Below are 18,902 nucleotides of genomic sequence, written 5' to 3' on the forward strand. Positions count from 1 at the left end.
TTCATCGGCACACCACGCGGGTCCAGACGCGCAAACATTTTAGGTGCACTGCCTTTACGCGCCATATCAAACAGCATACGGGTAGATGAATACATGCCCGAGTTACCTGCAGACAAAATAGCGGTCAAGATTACCGCATTCATAATACTGGCGGCAAAGGCAAAGCCGGCTTTTTCATAGAGTAGGGTAAATGGCGAAAGTGCAATATTATCTGTTGCAGCAGCCTGTAATAAACGTGGGTCATTATAGGCAATCAATGTGCCGATGATGAAAATACACACAATATAAAACAACAGGATACGCCAGAAAATCTGTTTGATGGCCACCGGAATAGTTTTCTTTGGATCTTTCGATTCACCTGCCGCCACACCGACCATTTCGGTACCCTGGAAGGAGAATCCGGCAATCATCGCTACGCCAATTAATGCCTGGAAACCACCGACAAAGGGTGCATCACCAATGCTCCAGTTGGCAAATGCTTCCGTACCCGGAGTCAGCATGATCTTCACGATCATCCAGATCCCGATGATGATAAAGGCAATGATTGCGAGAACTTTCACCAGAGAAAAGAAAAATTCAGATTCGCCAAAGCCTTTTACTGTGAGGGCATTAATTCCGAAAATAATGGCAAGGAAAATCGCGCTCCAGTACATGCCTGGAATATCTGGAAACCAGAATTTCATAATGAACTGAACGGCAACTAGCTCAAAAGCCACGGTAATGGCCCAGTTGTACCAGTAGTTCCAGCCCAGAGCGAAACCAAAACCACTTTCGACATATTTGGTGCCGTAAGTGAAAAATGCACCTGAGGTCGGGTTGTGCGTGGCAAGTTCACCCAAGCTGGTCATCAGGAAATAAATCATGATACCAATCAGTACATAGGCAAGTAGTGCACCGCCTGGTCCAGCGTTGGCAATGGTCGCACCTGAGGCCAGGAATAGACCTGTACCAATGGATCCGCCAATGGCGATCATATTCAGATGACGAGCACCCAGCTTACGCTGCAGCTGCATCGTGTTTTGCGTTTCGCTCATCATGATTCCTTAACATTTTTTTGAGTGCTGGCGAAGAGCACTTTAAAGCCTTGTTGATCCGCTTTTACTGTGCAGCGACCAAAGTTTTGTTCAATCAGGGTCGGGTAGTTCAAGAAACGGTTGGCCACAATCCAAAGCTCACCGCCCGATTTTAAATGACGACGTGAGGTTTTACATAAGGTTTCGCTTGCCGTGTAATCAGTCTCGATTCCCATATGAAAAGGCGGATTACTGACAATCGCATGCAGGAACAAGGGTGCATCCTCAATACCAGTAACAGCTTTGATTTCAATCTGTTCAGGAGTGAGCTGGTTTTCTTCAAAGGTCATTTGCGTAGAGGCCAACGCAAAGGCATCGACATCCATGGCAAAAATCCGGTTTTTCGGATTCAACTTTGCCAGATACGCACTAATTACACCTGCGCCACAACCAAAGTCGGCAATCTTACCTGAAGTAACTTGTGACAAATAAGGTAATAGGGTGGCAGTTCCTACATCCAAACGATTTTGACTAAAGACGCCTGGAAGTGCACAAATATTCAGGTCACCATTTGGGGTCGATACGGTATAGCGTTGTGCCCAGTCTGCAAGTGCTTTTTTCTCGACCGTATGGTCTAGAACTAATTGCCAAAGCTGGCAATGACGTGCGCTGTCGAGTTTGAGTGTTTTACCAAAGGGCTGCAACTGTTTGGCTGCGCGCTCTATCCCGCCTTTCTTTTCACCGACCAAGAAAACACTGCTACCCGGTTTAAGCTGTGCTGCCACATTATGCAGTAAATAATTCAACAGTTCTTTAGACTTGGGTACAAAAATAACCGCCTGATCAAACTCAGCTTCAGGCATCTCTGCACCAAAATGCACATCTGCTTGTTGTGACTGGAAATATTGAAAATCGTTAAAATTCCATGTCCAGACAGCGGGATTGATAGAGGCATCGAATTCAGCGAGCAGATCATCTGTTGGTGCATTAATCAGTAGGATGCGACCCGACAAAAAATCATATTGTCTTAATAAAACTTCGCTTTTAGGATCCATAGGTATCTCTCCAATATAAAGAACACTGCCTAAGTCTGACTTAGGCAGTGTTCTTCGGACATGAAATTACTTCTTTGTTTCAGGAAGTACAACATTCAGAATAAGGGCCGCGATACCACCAGTGGCAACGCCTGAGCTAAAGATATTACGGAATAACTCAGGAAGATGCTCAAGAATTTGTGGAACTTGTGCAACACCTAAACCCAGTGCCAGTGAAATCGCAATAATCAGCAGGGCACGACGGTCCAGATGGACACCAGACAGAATGTTAATACCAGAGGCTGCGACTGCGCCAAACATGACCATGACTGCGCCGCCCAGTACCGCTTGCGGAACGGCCTGAATAATACCAGCAACTGCAGGCAACAAACCAAGAATAACCAGCAAAGCAGCAATCCAGATGCCGACATAACGACTTGCTACGCCCGTCAACTGAATCACACCATTGTTCTGTGCAAATACCGAACTTGGGAAAGTGTTAAAAATACCGGCAAGGAATGAATTCGCGCCATTCACCAGTACACCGCCTTTAATGCGCTGCATCCATTTTGGACCATCAACTGGCTGGTTGGAAAGCTTTGAAGTCGCAGTGATATCACCAATCGCTTCTAAAGAGGTCACCAGATAAATGAATGCCATCGGAATAAACAGGCTCCAGGAGAAGCTTAAACCGAAATGCATTGGTGTCGGAATCTGTACCAGAGGTGCATCTTTTAAGCCGGAAAAATCCAGATGCCCCATAAAGCCAGCCAAGATATAACCACAGATCAGGGCGATCAAAATGGCAGAACTTTTTACCCAGGTAATCCGGATGCGGTTCAGGATAATGATCAACGCCAAGACAGTACAAGACATGATCAGGTTGTCAGCATTGGCAAAAGTTTTATCGCTCATGGCCTGATAACCACCGCCCATGCTGATTAAACCTTCTTTAATCAGGGTTAAGCCAATCAGGAGTACGACAATTCCGGTGACCAAGGGGGTAATCAGTTTTTTGATCCAAGGCAGAATTTGTGACACGCCCATTTCAATAAATGCACCTGCAATCACCACACCAAAAATAGAAGCCATGACTGCTTCTACCGGTGTGCCTGCAGCCACCATGGCTGAACCAATACCAATAATAGGACCGATGAAGTTGAAGCTGGTTCCTTGGACAATCAACAGACCGGCACCAAATGGCCCCACTTTTTTAGACTGTAAAAAAGTCGCGATACCCGAGATCACCAGAGACATGGATAAAATCATGTTGGTGTCTTCTTTGGAAACGCCGAGCGCCAGACAAATCAGCAGGCCAGGGGTCACAATCGGGACAATAATCGCTAATAAATGCTGGAAAGCAGCTAGAAAAGCAATCAGGGGTTTTGGACGATCATCCAGACCATATACCAGGTCAAGTTGATCTTTAGAAGGAGGAGATTGATTAAAATCAGACATGTGTCAATGCAAATTAAGGCTGGGTGGCGCTATTCTAATCGAGTTACACGTCTTTACAAAATCAAAAAAGCCCCAACTGGGCAAAAAAAGTTGAGGAGTGTGGTTACAGTGACTATAAAAGTTTTGTATTTTTCTGTATAATTTGCCCTCAAATTACATACGCATTGAATTTACATGTCAGATATTAAAACTCTCCGTAACATCGCCATTATTGCGCACGTCGATCATGGTAAAACCACTCTTGTAGACAAACTTTTGCAACAATCAGGTGCTCTCGGTGATCGCGCGGGTGAGATCGAGCGTGTCATGGATTCGGGTGCTATTGAAAGTGAACGTGGTATTACCATTCTTGCAAAAAACACTGCAATCAAATGGTTAGATGAACGTACCAATATTGAATACCGCATTAACATCGTGGACACCCCGGGACACGCCGACTTCGGTGGTGAAGTTGAACGTGTAATGTCGATGGTTGACTGCGTACTTCTTCTTGTAGACTCACAAGAAGGCCCGATGCCACAAACTCGTTTCGTAACGCAAAAAGCGTTCGCACGTGGTTTGAAACCAATCGTGATTATTAACAAAGTTGACAAGCCAAGCGCGCGTCCAGACTGGGTAATTGACCAAGTATTCGATTTGTTCGACAACTTAGGTGCTTCTGACGAACAGTTAGACTTCCCAGTTGTTTATGCTTCAGGCCTTCGTGGTGTTGCTGGTCCTTCTCCAGAAGAACTTGCTGAAGATATGACTCCGTTGTTCCAAACGATCGTAGACATCGTTGAACCACCAGCAGTTGATGTTGATGGTCCGTTCCAAATGCAAGTATCTTCACTTGACTATAACAGCTTCGTAGGCGTTATCGGTATTGGTCGTATCCAACGCGGTTCAGTGAAATTAAACACACAAGTAACTGTAATCGATAAAGATGGCAAAACACGTAACGGCCGTATCTTAAAAATCATGGGTTATCATGGTCTAGATCGCGTTGACGTTGAAGAAGCTTCTGCAGGCGATATCGTTTGTGTAACGGGTATCGATGCACTAAATATTTCTGACACAATTTGTGATCCGAAAAATGTTGAAGCTTTACCTCCATTATCTGTAGATGAACCTACAGTATCGATGACATTCCAGGTAAACAACTCACCGTTTGCTGGTAAAGAAGGTAAGTTCGTAACTTCACGTAATATCCGTGAACGTCTAGACCGTGAATTGATTCACAACGTAGCATTACGTGTTGAAGATACTGACAGTCCAGACCGTTTCAAAGTATCTGGTCGTGGTGAACTTCATCTTTCAGTTCTGATTGAAAACATGCGTCGTGAAGGCTTCGAAATGGGCGTATCTCGTCCGCAAGTAATCATCAAAGAAATTGATGGTGAAAAACAAGAGCCATACGAAAACGTTACTTTTGACGTTGAAGAACAGCACCAAGGCGCTGTAATGGAACAAATGGGTCACCGTAAAGGCGAAATGACCAATATGGAAGTTGACGGTAAAGGCCGTATCCGTATTGAAGCAACTGTTCCTTCACGCGGTCTGATTGGTTTCCGTTCTGAATTCCTGACCATGACTTCTGGTACAGGGATCATGACGTCTAGCTTCTCGCACTACGGTCCAATGAAGCAAGGTACTGTTGCAAAACGTCAAAACGGTGTGCTGATTTCTATGGTTCAAGGTACTTGCCTGGGCTATGCACTGTTCACACTTCAAGACCGTGGTCGTCTATTCGCGAAACCACAGTTAGAAGTTTATGAAGGTATGATCATCGGTATTAACTCTCGTTCAGACGACATGACAGTTAACCCGACTAAAGCAAAACAGTTAACGAACGTACGTGCTTCAGGTACTGACGATGCGTTGACTCTTGTTCCTGCGATTGAATATACACTTGAGCAAGCGCTTGAATTCATTGAAGATGATGAGCTAGTAGAAGTAACACCGAAATCAATCCGTATCCGTAAGCGTTTCTTGACTGAAAACGAACGTAAACGTAACCGTTCAGGTAAATAATCGCTAGATTATTTCGGGTTTTCAAAAACCGTAATCTTTTCGAAGATTACGGTTTTTTTATATTTAAGTTATGCTCACATTGCAATTTACTAAAACGCATTAAGCTAAGTCAAAATTAAAAGTATTTAGTCAGGTATAATTTGACCCAAAACTTGAAAATAAAATATGGGAGCAGTTATGAGTATTATTCAAGAATTTAAAGAGTTTGCGATCAAAGGCAACATGATGGATCTGGCGATTGGTGTCATCATCGGTGGCGCTTTTAGCAAGATCATCGATTCATTGGTGAAAGACATTATTATGCCTTTAATTACCGTGATCACCGGTGGTGGCGTCGATTTTACGCAAAAATTCTTTATCTTAGGAAGAAACCCAGACAATTTACAATCTTTGGATGCCTTGACTAAGGCGGGTGTGAATGTACTGACTTACGGTAACTTTTTAACGATTTTAATTAATTTCTTAATCTTGGCCTGGGTCGTATTTTTATTGGTTAAATTCATGAACCGTTTACGTAAACAAGAAGGCCCAGTCGAGGAAACTCCGACTACCCCAGCCGATATTGAATTGCTGCGTGAAATTCGTGATGAATTGAAAAAGCGTCCACCTCAAGTCTAATTTTTCTAATCCCCCTAAATCTCCCTTTATAAAAGGGAGGCAAGGAGGGATTTATAAATATTAAAAATCCATCCGAAACTTAATTTCGACCAAATGAAAACCAAACTGGCTTTTGACCGGGCCATGTAATACCCGTTCAGCGGCAGTAAAAACCAGTTTATCAATCACCGGAACCAGTTGGCCTTTTTTGACTTCACCTAGCTCACCGCCACGTTTGGCAGAATTACAGGTTGAATACTGTTTTGCGATTTTATTAAAGTCGGCACCACTCAAAATCTTCTTTTTAAGCTGTTCAGCAGTTTCTTTATCTTTAACCAGAATATGACGCACAATGGCTGTTTTCATGACTTTTTCCCTCGTACAGTTGCCACTTTTTTGACAGGGAGCTGGATCTTTTTCAAAGGTTGGCACTCAGGACAAAAAACTGAAGCACGTTGTCCCAATTTGATATTTTCAAGTGCGGTTTCGCAGTTCACACACATTTCACCGGCACGGCCATAAGCCAGCAGGGTTTGCTGAAAATAGCCATTTTCGCCCATGGCATTGGTGTAGTCTCTTAAGGTTGAACCACCCAGATCAATCGCCTGTTTCAAGATGCGCTTGATTTCCAGCACTAAGTTTTCAATCTGCATCAAGCTTAAAGTCGAGGCCGGTTGTGCCGGATGAATCCCCAGATTAAACAGACTTTCGGTCGCATAAATATTGCCTACGCCCACCACCACATGGTTATCCATAATTGCAACTTTGGTGCCAACATTTTTATTCTTCAATTTTTCAAATAAATACTTGGCATTAAAGTTCTCGCTTAAGGGTTCTGGCCCCAGCGTATCTATTAATTTGCTTTGTGATTGTGCATCCAGCCAAAGAATGCAGCCAAAACGGCGAGGGTCATGATAACGCAGTTCGATATCATCAAACTGAATGATCAGATGGTCATGTTTGCGTAATTCTTCATTGCTGTCGCATAGACGGAAACTCCCCGACATGCCCAAATGCCAGAGCATGGTGTCGTGTTCAAACTCTGCCAGAATATATTTAGAACGGCGAGTGAGATTCAGTAATTTTTGCCCCACCAGCTTTTCTATATTCTCCGGAATGGGCCAGCGCAAACTTGACTGACGCACTTCAACACATTTTACGCGTTGTTCCAATAAAGGCAATAAACTGGTTTTGGTGGTTTCAACTTCTGGTAATTCAGGCATAACACATCAGTGGCGAGGGAGATGCAGCTAATATTGGGTGAATTGGCTGGGATTGCAAGCGTTAATCTGGGTGAAATCGCTGGAAAATGACTGGGTATTTCATATTTATTTAAGCTGTAATTATTTGAATAATAAACTAGGTTTCTATGTTTTTATAGCGAATTTTCTTATGAGTAAATCACATAGAAAATATTAATATATTGTAAGATAATGAAAAATATATAAATAATTTAAGATGTTTTAAATAAAAATTATATTTTTATGTTTAAGGCATAACTAAAAGTTTAATGAGTAATAAAAAAAATGCTGGGAATTTATATGAAAAGTTATGTAACTTCATACACCTAATAGCAATTTAAAAACCTTGCTTGTTTTTCTCTCCGAATGTTTAGGTTTTACATGAAATATTTAGGTCTAGCTTTATTGCCTGCCATGACAACCGCTCAGGCGGAATCTGCATTTGATCCACAAGGTCAGTATTTACTGGGGGACTGGAATGGTCAACGTACAGAACTGGCCCAACAGGGAATTAAATTTGAAGCCAATCTGTTAACCGATACTGCCTATCTTGCTGAGGGTGGCCGTAATGAGAGCGCAGATCCATTAACTTCTGCCCAATTATGGCTGGGTACTCAGCTGGATATGGAAAAGCTGGCAGGATGGAATGGTGTCACTGTACGTGCCGTGATGAGTGCACGTCAGGGTCAAAGTACCTCTATTCGTGATCTGCAGGATTCTAGTGCACCGCAACTGGCCAATGTACAAGGCACTTTCGGACGTGGTAATCAGGATAGCCGTCTGAGCGAGCTGTCTATTGAAAAGAATTATAAAGACCAGGGACTCAGTATTAAGGCGGGTCGTCTTGGTCTGGGCATGGACTTTAATGTCATGGCTTGTGATTTTGCCAGTACGGCATTTTGTGCTGCACAGATGGGTAAATGGCAGGGCAATATCTGGATGAATACGCCTGTAGCACAATGGGGTGCGCGCGTGAAGCAGCAACTCAATCCTGAACTTGCAGTACAAGTCGGTGTTTATGAGTTTAATCCAGATAATGGTAATGGCGCTAAAGAAGGTCAGGGCTGGAGTCCGGATACCGACCATGCAGATGGCGTGACGATTCCGGCAGAAGTAATCTGGACACCGAAATCATTGGTGAATGGCCTGCCAGGTAGTTACCGTGTTGGTGGGATGTATAATACTGCCGATGATGTTGCCAACCAAAAAGATATTGCCAATCCTACTGATGCCAAAAACCGTACCTTTGCAGGTTGGTTAGCTGTAGAGCAACAGCTCACTTCAACAGGCGCAGGTCGCAAAGGTTTATACAGTTTTGCCAACTTTACCTGGCATGACCGCGATACTAACAAAGTGGATAATTCACAACAAATTGGTGTGAAATATATCGGTCTTGCGGACAGCCAGCCGAATGATATTTTAGGTTTGGCAGTAAACCGTGTGCATGTGAATGATCGCTTTGCGGATTCACGGCCAGCTTTCAATGCTGATGCAGAATACAATATTGAACTGAACTATAGCTATAACGCAACAAAGTGGCTGATGCTGCGTCCAAACCTGCAATATGTGGTGAATCCAGGTTCAAGCAACAATGTGGATGATGCACTTGTACTCGGTTTGACTACACGAATCATCTTCTAAAGTTTGATCGTTCACGTTATAACTAAACAGGCTCTTGGGAGCCTGTTTTTATTTTTACAGTGAAACTGGGCAATAAAAAGAGGAAATACAGCGTGGCATTACTATTTCAACCTATTCAATTTGGATCACTGCAACTTCAAAATAAAATCGTAATTGCACCGATGTGTCAGTACTCTGCAACAGAGCAGGGAGAAATTACCTATTGGCACGAGCAGCAATGGGCCAACTATGCCTTATCAGGTGCAGGTTTATGTATCGTCGAAGCGACTGCGGTACAGCCAGAAGGCCGGATCAGTTATGCCGATTTGGGCTTGTGGAATGACGAACAGGCGAAGCAGATCAAGATATTACTGGAAAAAGTCAAATCCATTTCCCCGATGCCTTTTGCCATTCAACTCGCACATGCAGGGCGTAAAGCTTCAACAGATAAACCATGGGCAGGTAAAGGTCAGTTTAAGCCGGATGAAGCACATGGCTGGCAAACTGTTTCTGCCAGTGATATTCCTTTTCAGGCAGATGAGCATCCACCTAAGGCCTTAAGCCAGTCGGAAATTGAGCAGGTCATTGCTGACTTTGAAGAAAGTGCCAAACGTGCAGTTGATGCCGGTTTTGACCTGATTGAGCTGCATGCAGCTCATGGTTATTTACTGCATCAGTTCATGTCACCACTTTCAAATAAACGTGATGATCAGTATGGCGGTTCACTGGAAAACCGGATTCGCCTGACTCTGGAAGTATTACAAGCCATGAAAGCAGCGGTTCCAGAAGGTTATCCGATTGGAGTGCGTATTTCGGCCAGCGACTGGATGGATCAGCCAGACAGCTGGACTATTGATTCTTCAATTGAATTGTCCAAAGCACTGGAAGCTGCGGGTGCTGCCTATATTCATATTTCCAGTGCCGGTTTACATGCTAAACAGAACATTGATGTGAAGCCGAATTATCAGGTGCCTTTTGCAGATGCGATCAAGAAAGTCGTGAATATTCCCGTGATTGCCGTAGGTTTGATTACTGAAGCTAAGCAGGCAGAAGATATTTTACAAAAGGGCCAAGCCGACGCTATCGCACTGGCTCGTGCCATTCTTTATGATCCACATTGGCCTTGGCATGCAGCGGCAGCACTGGAGGAAAAAATCAAGATTTCACCACAATATCTGCGCTGTGCACCGCATGGTTTGAATCACCTGTTTGAGCCTTTTTAACACTGCTTTAGCGTCAGAAATTCTTATAATGGAATATCACTGGCAATAGGATACTGCATTATGATTTTTGCGGTCATTGTGCCCATATTTTTATTATTGGCACTGGGTTATCTGACTGTAAAGAGTCAAGTGTTAAACAAGGAGCAGGTGGGGACGGTCGGTGCTTTTGTTATTAAAGTGGCCTTGCCCTTACTGTTCTTTCAGTCCCTTGCCTCCAAAGACCTGCATGAAATCTGGTATTTTGAATACTTTGCCGTGTATAGCAGCGTGACCTTGCTGCTCTATGGTAGCGGCTTCTGGATCATGCGCCGTCATTTTCAAAATACGCATTCGCAAAGTGCAGTGCTGTCGCTGGGCGCTGCAATGTCGAATACCGGACTGATTGGTACGGCTGTGCTCAGTTTATTGATCGGGCAACAGGCGATGACCTATACCTCTCTGGTGGTGATCATCGAAAGCGTATTGCTGATTCCGCTGGTACTGGTCATGGCTGCACTGGGCACACAACATCAGGCGAATCTTGGCACCATTCTGAAAAGTGTACTGCTGACTTTGCTAAAGAATCCCTTATTTATGGGGGTAATGCTCGGCATGGCCTGTGCGGTTTTCCAGATTAAAATTCCAGTCTATCTCGATCAGGTCTTTGCCTTGATTGGTCAGACAGCCTCACCATTAGCCTTGTTTGCCATTGGGGGCGGGATCGTGGGAATGAGTCTGAAATATGTCAATCTGCAAAGTTTCTATCTGGTATTTTCCAGCAATATTATGATGCCGTTATTGATGTATCTGGGACTGAGCCAGTTAACTAATTTAAGTCAGGAAATGGTCCATGCCGGTACGCTAATTGCAGCTTTGCCGATGCCGACGATTTTTGGCATGTTGGGACAGGCGTATGGTCTGAATGATCGAACCTTAACGCCATTGTTGATGAGTACCATTGCCGGTTTTATCGTGACCAGTGGCTTAATTGCCTTGTGGTGGGGATAATCTTTTAGAAGATGGATGCTCTGCTATTAAAAAGCCCCAAATTTGCTTGGGGCTTTTTTATGTTTGAGTTTTATCGGTTCACTTAACTTTTCTTCGCAGGTGCTTTTTTCTGCTCAGCCAGCATTTTATCTACTGCCGCTAAAGATTCCTTGGCCTGCGGAACATTTTGCTGTGCCAGTGCGGCAAAGATTTTCTTCGCTTCTGGCAGGTTTTGCGGAACAATACTGCCATTGGCAAACATATTGCCCACTGCCATCAAGGCCGGAATATAACCTTTTTTTGCCAGTTCCTGAATGCTGCTTAGACCTTGCTGAATTGGTTTTTCATCTTTGTTTTTGAAACCGCTGCTGATGTCATATAAGGCTTTGGCATGAATGGCCTGCATATTGCCTTTGCTGATCAGCGGTTGCAGCTTTTGCAGTCCGGCTTTATTTGATGCTGCTGTATTTTCAGAAAACAGCAGTATGGCCAGATCAATGCTGGCATCATCAAATTTGGCTGCCGAAGCGCGTTCCAGATGCTGTTTGGCTTTGGTCAAATCTTGTTTGAGGCCGAGTGTGCCGGCTGCATAATTTTTACCCAGTACATAATTGGCCACCGGATAGCCTTTGCTGGCTGCCTGCTCGTAAAGCTGAATGGCTTTTTTCTCGTCCTTAGCTGTACCTTGGCCGGTTTGGGTCAAATAGCCTAAGTTGTATAAAGCTTGGGCATTTCCCTGACTGGCCAATTGATTCAAAGCGTCATAGGCACCTTTAAAATTCTTGGCTTTGACCATGGCCTCAACTTTTTGGAATTGGGGATCGACTTGATCTTTTACGGTATTTGCCAGAGCGAATTGCGCAGAAACGGCAAGAACTGCAGCGAGGACTAATTTTTTCATGGTTCCTATAACCTTATTATTGCTGGCACCTTATTCCTTGGTGCGGTTTTAATCATTTTCACTTACATCATAAAAGGATTTTGTGCTTTGTAAATATACAATTTGTCACTAAATACAAATCATCGAAGCACAATACACCGATTAAATCGATGCATGATTCGGACAGGTTTCTGATCAATCTTGCAGATATATAAAGGATTGCTTTGCTTCAGCCGACTTCTCTGATTAAATCTCGGTTTGAATCAGACTCCCAGGATTTCACCATGTTTGTCAAAACCATTAAACGTCACTATGACAGAATCAATGCCGATGAATCGATTGCCGATGAAGACAAGATTGATGCGCTGCTGATGAAACTTGGGGCAGAGTTTTTGATTAGCCAGGAAGACCGAGTATATGTCTTTCAAAAAGGTGAACTCACGGCAAAGTTTGATGCCAAACATGCGCGAGTGTATCATTTCAAAGATTATGTGGTAAAAGACATGAACAAGCTGTTTCATGGTTTCTAAAACAAAAAAGCCAAGAATTTCATCTTGGCTTTTTTTTATGGGCGGAACCTGAATTATTGCGGACGCGCCACATTACCGCTCAAGGCTTCAGGAAGTTCCAGAGCTTCTAGACCTAGCTCGGTCAATGCCTCAGGTTTTGCTACAACTAGTGCTTTATAACCGGCATTAGTCGTGATGCTATTGACGATTTCAACATCATTATTCAGTTTGGTCGCAACATCAGGCGCGGTACCTGTGCCTTGAACCAGATGTAACCAGTGTTTTGGCTTGGCCTTAAACCATAAACGCGCAATCACTTCCTGACCCAGGTAGCAACCCTTGTCGTAGTGAATGCCTTCGCGTTGATGCAAACGTAATTCTTGTGGTTGAAACAGGGTTGCAGTGGCAGCCTGAATCCAGGCCTGACCTGATTCAATGGCTTGCTGTTCCCATGTCGTCACATCAGTTTCAGTCGCAACGAAGTCAGTATGAATGTCATTGATGACTGGATAAACCGGACCGACCAATTCCAGTTTCATTTTTGAAAAGGCGCCAAATTTCTTAATATGATTGGCCAGTTCCGTGGACTGATCTTCAGTGCTCACGATTTCAAAGCTTTCCGGACTGATTTTTTTAAGCCATAAGCCAAATTGAATCCGTCCTTTCAGACTGCAGATTGCAGTATAGCGTGTCTGGTTTTCCGCCAAAGTTTCAGTATTCAAAGTCACCTGACCTTGAAGGAATTTTTGTGCATCTACACCATTCAGACTAAACAATGTAAAAGCAGGAGACGCTGCCATAATAAGCCCCGGTTTGAATACTATAAATCAATGCAGTTATTGTGCAGCAAGCATCAAATAGAGGCAAACAAAAAAGCCAACAATCGAAATCATTGGCTTTTAGCGAGCAGATCTTTAGTGGTGATGGCTAGCCGGTAATGGCGAATCGCAAGGGAATTTGCCTCCACAGACCCGTACGGTTTCCATCATGCCCTGATCTTCATGGTCGAGGATATGACAGTGTTGTACGAAGTCACCTTCAAATTTCTTGTAATGGCTGCGGACAATATAGGTATAGTTTTGTTTTACAAAAAGTGTGTCCTTAAACTGTCCTTTCATGCCACGGTATTGCACATCATCCAGAACTGGATTCACCGGATCTTCTGGTGCCACTGCCTCACTAACATCCTTACCTTGAGGATTCAAAATTTTAACAATCTGGAACGGGTTAACATGAATATGGAACGGATGACCACCAAAACCAGCGCTGGTCAGTTCCCATTCATCAGTCTGTCCAACTTGTAACTGACGGACATATTCGCCATCTACTGAACCATCTCCATCAAAGAAATCTCCGAAACTCAGTGTATCTCCATCTTTTTTATGCCGGAAGCCAAATTTGAATATGCCAGTTCTAGGGTCGGGGCCGAGCGAAAAAGCACTATATTGTTTTGGTCGGGCAGCAACTACTTTATCAATTTCCGGCGTCATCAGTGATGGATGATCACTAAACGCAGAAAGATTAAGCTGAGATAACTGGGCCTGGATGTCTTTGCTTAAACCAATTTTTTGTGCCCGATCTTTCAGGAACTGGGCAGCAGTCTGAGCCTTGGTCTTGGCTGCTTTCACATTGACCCAGCCAAGCAGTTGGGCATTGAACCGGTGATTTGGAGCAATTTGAGGGCCTACATTCGGTAATGGCGCGTTAATTTCATCATCGATATTCAATTTGGTGTCAAAAATGCAGTATCTATTGGTGGTCGGAAAGGCAATCATTGCATCATGACGATAGCCTGGATGGAACACGGACAGGGTTCTGGTCTGTACATGATTCATGGTTAAGCCATCTTGCGCGATGGTATGCACATTCAGGCTATTCAGCTTCTCAAATTCAGCTTTCTTGTCTGCCTCCTGATAGGCTGAACAGGCTTTAATGGTTTGCTCTGCAGTAAACTTACTGGAGTCAGGAATTTCCTTTATGATTAAACCAATGGTATCGCGTACACCGCCATGAATCATGCGCCAGCGGTTAAATACATTCTGTTCAACCTTCATTTCTCCCAAAATTTTACCGTTGATAGACGTGTAGTAATTCTGGTTGGTCCAGAAGCCGCCAATAGACAGGTCATTATAATTTTCCAGCATGCCTATGCCTAAGCCTTCACAGTTATTGGGAACAGCGAATGTGACATTAGGATCGGGGTTGCTACAGCGATATTGGATTTGCTGGAACAGCAGGATGTTTTCGTTCGGGTAACTGTTTTTTTCTTTCCATAGAATATCCATATCTCCAGTTGAGGTGACTTTGCCATTTTTGACTTTTGGTGTTTTTGAGCCTTCAACAATCAATGGGCCTGCCATGCCGTTCGACACCTGAAGAGCAGTTGAGCCATGCAGATGGGCGTGATACCAGTAAGTCCCTGCGGGATGATTCGGTTCCATTTTGAACTGATAATCAAATTTTTCCTGAGGTTTGAATTTCAAAAAGACATTATCGCTATTGCCTTGAGGACTGACCCAGAAGCCATGGGTATGCAGGTTGGTAGTATTAAAGCAATGTGGTTCATTTACATTCTCAACATGAGTTGGACAGGTTGTTTCTGACTCGGGTGGAAGCTGGTTATTCAGGTTAAGTGCCATGGTTTCACCCTGTTTAACTCGAATCTGTGGCCCGACCAATTGATCCTCAACATATTCACCAGTTTTTTTCTTATCAAATAAACTGGGTTTGGTTAAATAGCCTCTCAGCAGCACCTGATCCCATAAGCCGTTTCTGGGGTTATAAAGCTTGTTGGTTTTATAGGCCACGATCAGCTCATATTTGCCCTTGGCACTTTTCGGTAAGAGGGGTGGGTTGCTAATCAAGCTGTCTGATGTTGTCGGAACGGGATGTGAGGGTTTGGGTGGAGGTGATGGGTGTGAAGGATGAGAGGGTTGGGACGGGTTAGAGGGATTTGACGGTGGTGATGGATTTTTTGTTCCATCCCAACCGCGAGCTAAGAGCGTCAAAATGGCGGCTATAGCTCCGAATATTGCGATTTTCAACATTTCAGTTCTGCCTGTTATGGTTATTGTTTTAATGTGAGGATTGTGAAGAATGTGACATGCGTCACACTGAGCTTCTGATAGTTTTGTAAAATCTGCTATCCCAAATTAGGGGATTGAAATTTTGCTAAATGCTGCGGCAGGACAGGTCTATGAAAACCAGTGAGACTATATTTTTTTATCTTTAGGAAAATGCAAATAAAATTAATTATTTATTAATTATATTAGTGGGTTAGAGTAATCATAAAATAAAAATACAGAGAAATATTTTGCAACATAAGACTAAAGAATAAGGCGAATTATTCAGATTTTTTTAGCAAAAGACCGCTTTAAAGCAAAAATTCTAAAGTCTATGTAACAAATTTTTGCGAAAATACCGTTTTTTATAATTAAGTATTTGAAAAATATAAAATTTGGGAAATACTATTTGTGCAGCGTACAATGCTGCTATTACAAAAGTAACTCATCAATATCTATTGATGAATAAAAATAGAGATAAACGAGGGCAGGCAAGCTTATGAACAACAACTACCGTAAACCGCTGCAATCCACCCAGCTAGAATATTACGACGTGCAACAGGCCGTAGAAGATATTCAGCCAGGCGCATATGCCAAACTTCCTTATACTTCCAAAGTCCTGGCAGAGCAGTTGGTCCGTCGTTGTGATCCTGCCATTCTGGAACAGTCTTTACGCCAGCTGATTGAGCGTAAACAGGAACATGATTTCCCGTGGTATCCGGCACGTGTAGTGTGTCATGACATCTTGGGGCAAACGGCACTGGTTGACCTTGCCGGTTTACGTGATGCGATTGCCGATCAGGGTGGTGACCCGTCTAAAGTCAATCCGGTGGTTCCAACCCAACTGATTGTCGATCATTCACTGGCGGTTGAGTTTGGTGGTTTTGATCCGGATGCCTTTGAGAAAAACCGTGCTATTGAAGACCGCCGTAATGAAGACCGTTTCCATTTTATTGAATGGACCAAAACCGCGTTTGAAAATGTCGATGTGATTCCTGCCGGTAATGGCATCATGCACCAGATCAATCTGGAGAAAATGTCTCCGGTGATTCAAAATCGTGACGGTCTGGCATTTCCGGATACCTGTGTTGGTACAGATTCGCATACGCCACATACAGACGCGTTGGGCGTGATCTCGATTGGTGTTGGCGGCTTGGAAGCCGAAAACGTGATGCTGGGCCGTGCATCATGGATGCGTCTGCCAGATATTATCGGTGTGGAGCTGGTCGGCCAGCGTAAGCCGGGCATTACCGCAACTGACATCGTCTTGGCATTAACTGAATTCCTGCGTAAAGAGCGTGTCGTTGGGGCATATTTAGAATTCTTCGGTGAAGGTGCTGACAGCATGTCGGTGGGGGATCGTGCCACGATTTCCAACATGACCCCAGAATATGGCGCAACCGCGGCGATGTTCTATATCGACCAGAACACCATTGATTATCTGACTTTGACCGGCCGTGAACCTGAGCAAGTCAAACTGGTCGAAACTTATGCCAAAGAGATCGGGCTTTGGGCATCGGATATGACTCAAGCGGAATATCCACGTGTGCTGCGTTTCGATCTATCGACTGTGACACGTAACATCGCTGGCCCATCGAATCCGCATGCACGCGTATCAACTGCTGATCTGAAAGAAAAAGGCATTGCCGGTAATTTAGAAGCAGCTCGTGCGCAAGAAGCGGAAGGCTTAATACCAGATGGCGCGGTGATTATTGCGGCGATTACCTCTTGCACCAATACCTCAAACCCGCGGAATACCGTGGCAGCCGGTTTGCTGGCACGTAAGGCCAATGAATTGGGCTTGATCCGTAAGCCTTGGGTGAAATCGTCTTTTGCACCGGGTTCTAAAGCCGCTGCTTTGTATTTGGAAGAAGCAGGCGTACTTAAAGATTTAGAAAAACTGGGCTTTGGTATCGTGGCCTATGCGTGTACCACCTGTAATGGGATGTCAGGTGCATTAGATCCAAAGATTCAGCAGGAAATCATCGACCGTGACCTGTATGCAACAGCGGTGCTTTCGGGCAACCGTAACTTCGATGGGCGTATTCATCCGTATGCGAAACAGGCATTCTTGGCTTCACCACCATTAGTGGTTGCTTATGCGATTGCTGGTACGATTCGTTTTGACATCGAAAAAGATGCTTTAGGAAATGATAAAGATGGCAACCCGATTTATCTAAAAGATATCTGGCCATCGGATGAAGAAATTGATGCGCTGGTGAAAGTTGCTGTAAAACCAGAACAATTCAAAAAAATCTATATTCCGATGTTCGACTTGGGTGTGAATGAGAAGGCAGCAAGTCCGCTGTATGACTGGCGTCCGCAAAGTACGTATATTCGTCGTCCGCCGTATTGGGAAGGGGCTTTGGCTGCACCGCGTACATTGTCAAATATGCGTCCGCTCGCGATCTTGGGCGATAACATCACCACCGATCATTTGTCACCATCCAATGCCATTGTGCTCGACAGTGCGTCGGGTGAATACCTGAAAAAAATGGGTGTGCCTGAGGAAGACTTTAACTCCTATGCAACGCATCGCGGTGATCATCTCACGACGCAACGTGCGACTTTTGCCAACCCGAAATTGTTTAATGAAATGGTGGTGCGTTCTGACGGCACGATCAAGCAGGGTTCAAAAGCACGTGTTGAGCCTGAAGGCGAAGTGATGCGGATGTGGGAAGCGATTGAAATCTACATGAACCGCAAACAGCCGTTGATTATTATTGCCGGTAAGGATTATGGGCAGGGTTCGAGTCGTGACTGGGCGGCGAAAGGTGTACGTTTGGCGGGTGTAGAAGCGATTGTGGCTGAAGGTTTTGAGCGTATTCACCGTACTAATTTAGTCGGTATGGGCGTCTTGCCGCTTGAGTTTAAGCCGGGTACGGATCGTAAGACTTTAGGTCTTGATGGTACTGAGCTATATAGTGTGATTGGTAATATTGCTCCACGTTCGACTTTGACTTTAGTAATTGAGCGTTCAACCGATGATGGTAAGAACCAGATTATTGAAGTGCCTGTGACCTGTCGTCTGGATACCGAAGAAGAAGTACATGTGTATGAAGCGGGCGGGGTATTACAGCGCTTTGCACAGGATTTCTTGGAAGGGAATGTGGCTTGATTAAAGTTACTTCTTTTTAATCCACCCCAACCCTCCTTTTTAAAACATAGGTATCTACACAATTTCCGAGCTTTGCGTTAAATTGAAGAGCATGCTCTTCAATTTAACATCTCTGGTCTGGATCAGCGTCTTGTCAAACGCTATAACGGCCTTGTAAAACTCAATATG

The 18,902-nt window shown here is 44.1% G+C and carries 15 protein-coding genes; 7 read left to right on the forward strand and 8 right to left on the reverse strand.

All coding sequences use genetic code 11. The features are described 5' to 3' along the window. The 3 genes from WAK81_RS06575 to WAK81_RS06585 all read right to left on the reverse strand — a co-directional run. A partial coding sequence (locus WAK81_RS06575; RefSeq protein WP_422196184.1) for an amino acid permease occupies positions 1-1,034 on the reverse strand: 1,034 nt, incomplete at its 3' end. Further along, positions 1,034-2,068 carry a methyltransferase gene (locus WAK81_RS06580; RefSeq protein WP_422196185.1) on the reverse strand — a complete coding sequence of 345 codons (1,035 nt, stop codon included), beginning with the start codon at positions 2,066-2,068 and terminating at the stop codon, positions 1,034-1,036. The genes WAK81_RS06580 and WAK81_RS06575, both read right to left, overlap by 1 nt. 66 nt (positions 2,069-2,134) lie before the next feature. Further along, positions 2,135-3,505 carry a uracil-xanthine permease family protein gene (locus tag WAK81_RS06585; protein ID WP_422196186.1) on the reverse strand — a complete coding sequence of 457 codons (1,371 nt, stop codon included), beginning with the start codon at positions 3,503-3,505 and terminating at the stop codon, positions 2,135-2,137. 174 nt (positions 3,506-3,679) lie between these two features. On the opposite strand from WAK81_RS06585, the gene typA reads away from it, so the two are divergent. Both typA and mscL read left to right on the forward strand, forming a co-directional pair. Further along, entirely contained in the window at positions 3,680-5,518 is a 1,839-nt protein-coding gene (typA, locus tag WAK81_RS06590) for a translational GTPase TypA (RefSeq protein WP_422196187.1), read from the forward strand. A 177-nt stretch (positions 5,519-5,695) separates the two neighbouring features. Next, entirely contained in the window at positions 5,696-6,136 is a 441-nt protein-coding gene (mscL, locus tag WAK81_RS06595) for a large conductance mechanosensitive channel protein MscL (protein ID WP_004281717.1), read from the forward strand. 60 nt (positions 6,137-6,196) lie between these two features. Here the strand turns inward: mscL and WAK81_RS06600 are convergent, their stop codons facing one another. Together WAK81_RS06600 and mutM are read right to left on the reverse strand one after the other, a co-directional pair. Continuing rightward, the gene (locus tag WAK81_RS06600; protein WP_004281718.1) at positions 6,197-6,481 is read right to left on the reverse strand and encodes a peptidylprolyl isomerase; all 285 of its coding nucleotides are present in this window, start codon (positions 6,479-6,481) and stop codon (positions 6,197-6,199) included. Then, a complete protein-coding gene (mutM, locus tag WAK81_RS06605) occupies positions 6,478-7,338 on the reverse strand; it encodes a bifunctional DNA-formamidopyrimidine glycosylase/DNA-(apurinic or apyrimidinic site) lyase (protein WP_422196188.1) in 861 nt (286 codons plus the stop codon). Before mutM ends, WAK81_RS06600 begins: the two co-directional genes overlap by 4 nt. A gap of 399 nt (positions 7,339-7,737) precedes the next feature. Between mutM and WAK81_RS06610 the strand changes: the two genes are divergently transcribed. The 3 genes from WAK81_RS06610 (at position 7,738) to WAK81_RS06620 (ending at position 11,186) form a co-directional block, all read left to right on the forward strand. Continuing rightward, entirely contained in the window at positions 7,738-8,997 is a 1,260-nt protein-coding gene (locus WAK81_RS06610) for a carbohydrate porin (protein WP_422196189.1), read from the forward strand. Positions 8,998-9,089: 92 nt separating this feature from the next. Continuing rightward, positions 9,090-10,199 carry an NADH:flavin oxidoreductase/NADH oxidase gene (locus WAK81_RS06615; RefSeq protein WP_422196190.1) on the forward strand — a complete coding sequence of 370 codons (1,110 nt, stop codon included), beginning with the start codon at positions 9,090-9,092 and terminating at the stop codon, positions 10,197-10,199. A gap of 60 nt (positions 10,200-10,259) precedes the next feature. After that, the gene (locus WAK81_RS06620; protein ID WP_422196191.1) at positions 10,260-11,186 is read left to right on the forward strand and encodes an AEC family transporter; all 927 of its coding nucleotides are present in this window, start codon (positions 10,260-10,262) and stop codon (positions 11,184-11,186) included. Between the two features lie 82 nt (positions 11,187-11,268). Here the strand turns inward: WAK81_RS06620 and WAK81_RS06625 are convergent, their stop codons facing one another. Next, complete coding sequence (locus WAK81_RS06625; protein ID WP_422196192.1) at positions 11,269-12,066, reverse strand: tetratricopeptide repeat protein; 798 nt, start codon at positions 12,064-12,066, stop codon at positions 11,269-11,271. A gap of 263 nt (positions 12,067-12,329) precedes the next feature. Here WAK81_RS06625 and WAK81_RS06630 point away from each other — a divergent pair, with 263 nt between their 5' ends. Further along, complete coding sequence (locus tag WAK81_RS06630) at positions 12,330-12,575, forward strand: hypothetical protein (RefSeq protein ID WP_422196193.1); 246 nt, start codon at positions 12,330-12,332, stop codon at positions 12,573-12,575. 53 nt (positions 12,576-12,628) lie between these two features. Here WAK81_RS06630 and WAK81_RS06635 read toward each other — a convergent pair whose 3' ends face one another. Continuing rightward, positions 12,629-13,354 (reverse strand): YgfZ/GcvT domain-containing protein, encoded by a 726-nt coding sequence (locus tag WAK81_RS06635; protein WP_422196194.1) that lies wholly within the window; start codon positions 13,352-13,354, stop codon positions 12,629-12,631. Positions 13,355-13,468: 114 nt separating this feature from the next. Beyond that, positions 13,469-15,601, reverse strand: a complete 2,133-nt coding sequence (locus tag WAK81_RS06640; RefSeq protein ID WP_422196195.1) for a multicopper oxidase family protein — start codon at positions 15,599-15,601, stop codon at positions 13,469-13,471. A 514-nt stretch (positions 15,602-16,115) separates the two neighbouring features. Between WAK81_RS06640 and acnD the strand changes: the two genes are divergently transcribed. Beyond that, positions 16,116-18,734, forward strand: coding sequence for a Fe/S-dependent 2-methylisocitrate dehydratase AcnD (gene acnD / locus WAK81_RS06645; RefSeq protein ID WP_422196196.1), 2,619 nt, complete (start codon positions 16,116-16,118; stop codon positions 18,732-18,734). Positions 18,735-18,902: the final 168 nt, after the last annotated feature.

The sequence above is a fragment of the Acinetobacter sp. genome (genome assembly GCF_049284435.1).
GTDB lineage: Bacteria > Pseudomonadota > Gammaproteobacteria > Pseudomonadales > Moraxellaceae > Acinetobacter.

Bases quoted from the DNA above. Each gene is read 5' to 3' on its own strand.
- WAK81_RS06610 (WP_422196189.1), top strand. From the start codon at position 7,738: ATGAAATATTTAGGTCTAGCTTTATTGCCTGCCATGACAACCGCTCAG.
- WAK81_RS06620 (WP_422196191.1), top strand. From the start codon at position 10,260: ATGATTTTTGCGGTCATTGTGCCCATATTTTTATTATTGGCACTGGGT.
- WAK81_RS06585 (WP_422196186.1), bottom strand. From the start codon at position 3,505: ATGTCTGATTTTAATCAATCTCCTCCTTCTAAAGATCAACTTGACCTG.
- WAK81_RS06630 (WP_422196193.1), top strand. From the start codon at position 12,330: ATGTTTGTCAAAACCATTAAACGTCACTATGACAGAATCAATGCCGAT.
- WAK81_RS06625 (WP_422196192.1), bottom strand. From the start codon at position 12,066: ATGAAAAAATTAGTCCTCGCTGCAGTTCTTGCCGTTTCTGCGCAATTC.
- typA (WP_422196187.1), top strand. From the start codon at position 3,680: ATGTCAGATATTAAAACTCTCCGTAACATCGCCATTATTGCGCACGTC.
- WAK81_RS06640 (WP_422196195.1), bottom strand. From the start codon at position 15,601: ATGTTGAAAATCGCAATATTCGGAGCTATAGCCGCCATTTTGACGCTC.
- WAK81_RS06600 (WP_004281718.1), bottom strand. From the start codon at position 6,481: ATGAAAACAGCCATTGTGCGTCATATTCTGGTTAAAGATAAAGAAACT.
- mscL (WP_004281717.1), top strand. From the start codon at position 5,696: ATGAGTATTATTCAAGAATTTAAAGAGTTTGCGATCAAAGGCAACATG.
- acnD (WP_422196196.1), top strand. From the start codon at position 16,116: ATGAACAACAACTACCGTAAACCGCTGCAATCCACCCAGCTAGAATAT.
- WAK81_RS06580 (WP_422196185.1), bottom strand. From the start codon at position 2,068: ATGGATCCTAAAAGCGAAGTTTTATTAAGACAATATGATTTTTTGTCG.
- WAK81_RS06635 (WP_422196194.1), bottom strand. From the start codon at position 13,354: ATGGCAGCGTCTCCTGCTTTTACATTGTTTAGTCTGAATGGTGTAGAT.
- mutM (WP_422196188.1), bottom strand. From the start codon at position 7,338: ATGCCTGAATTACCAGAAGTTGAAACCACCAAAACCAGTTTATTGCCT.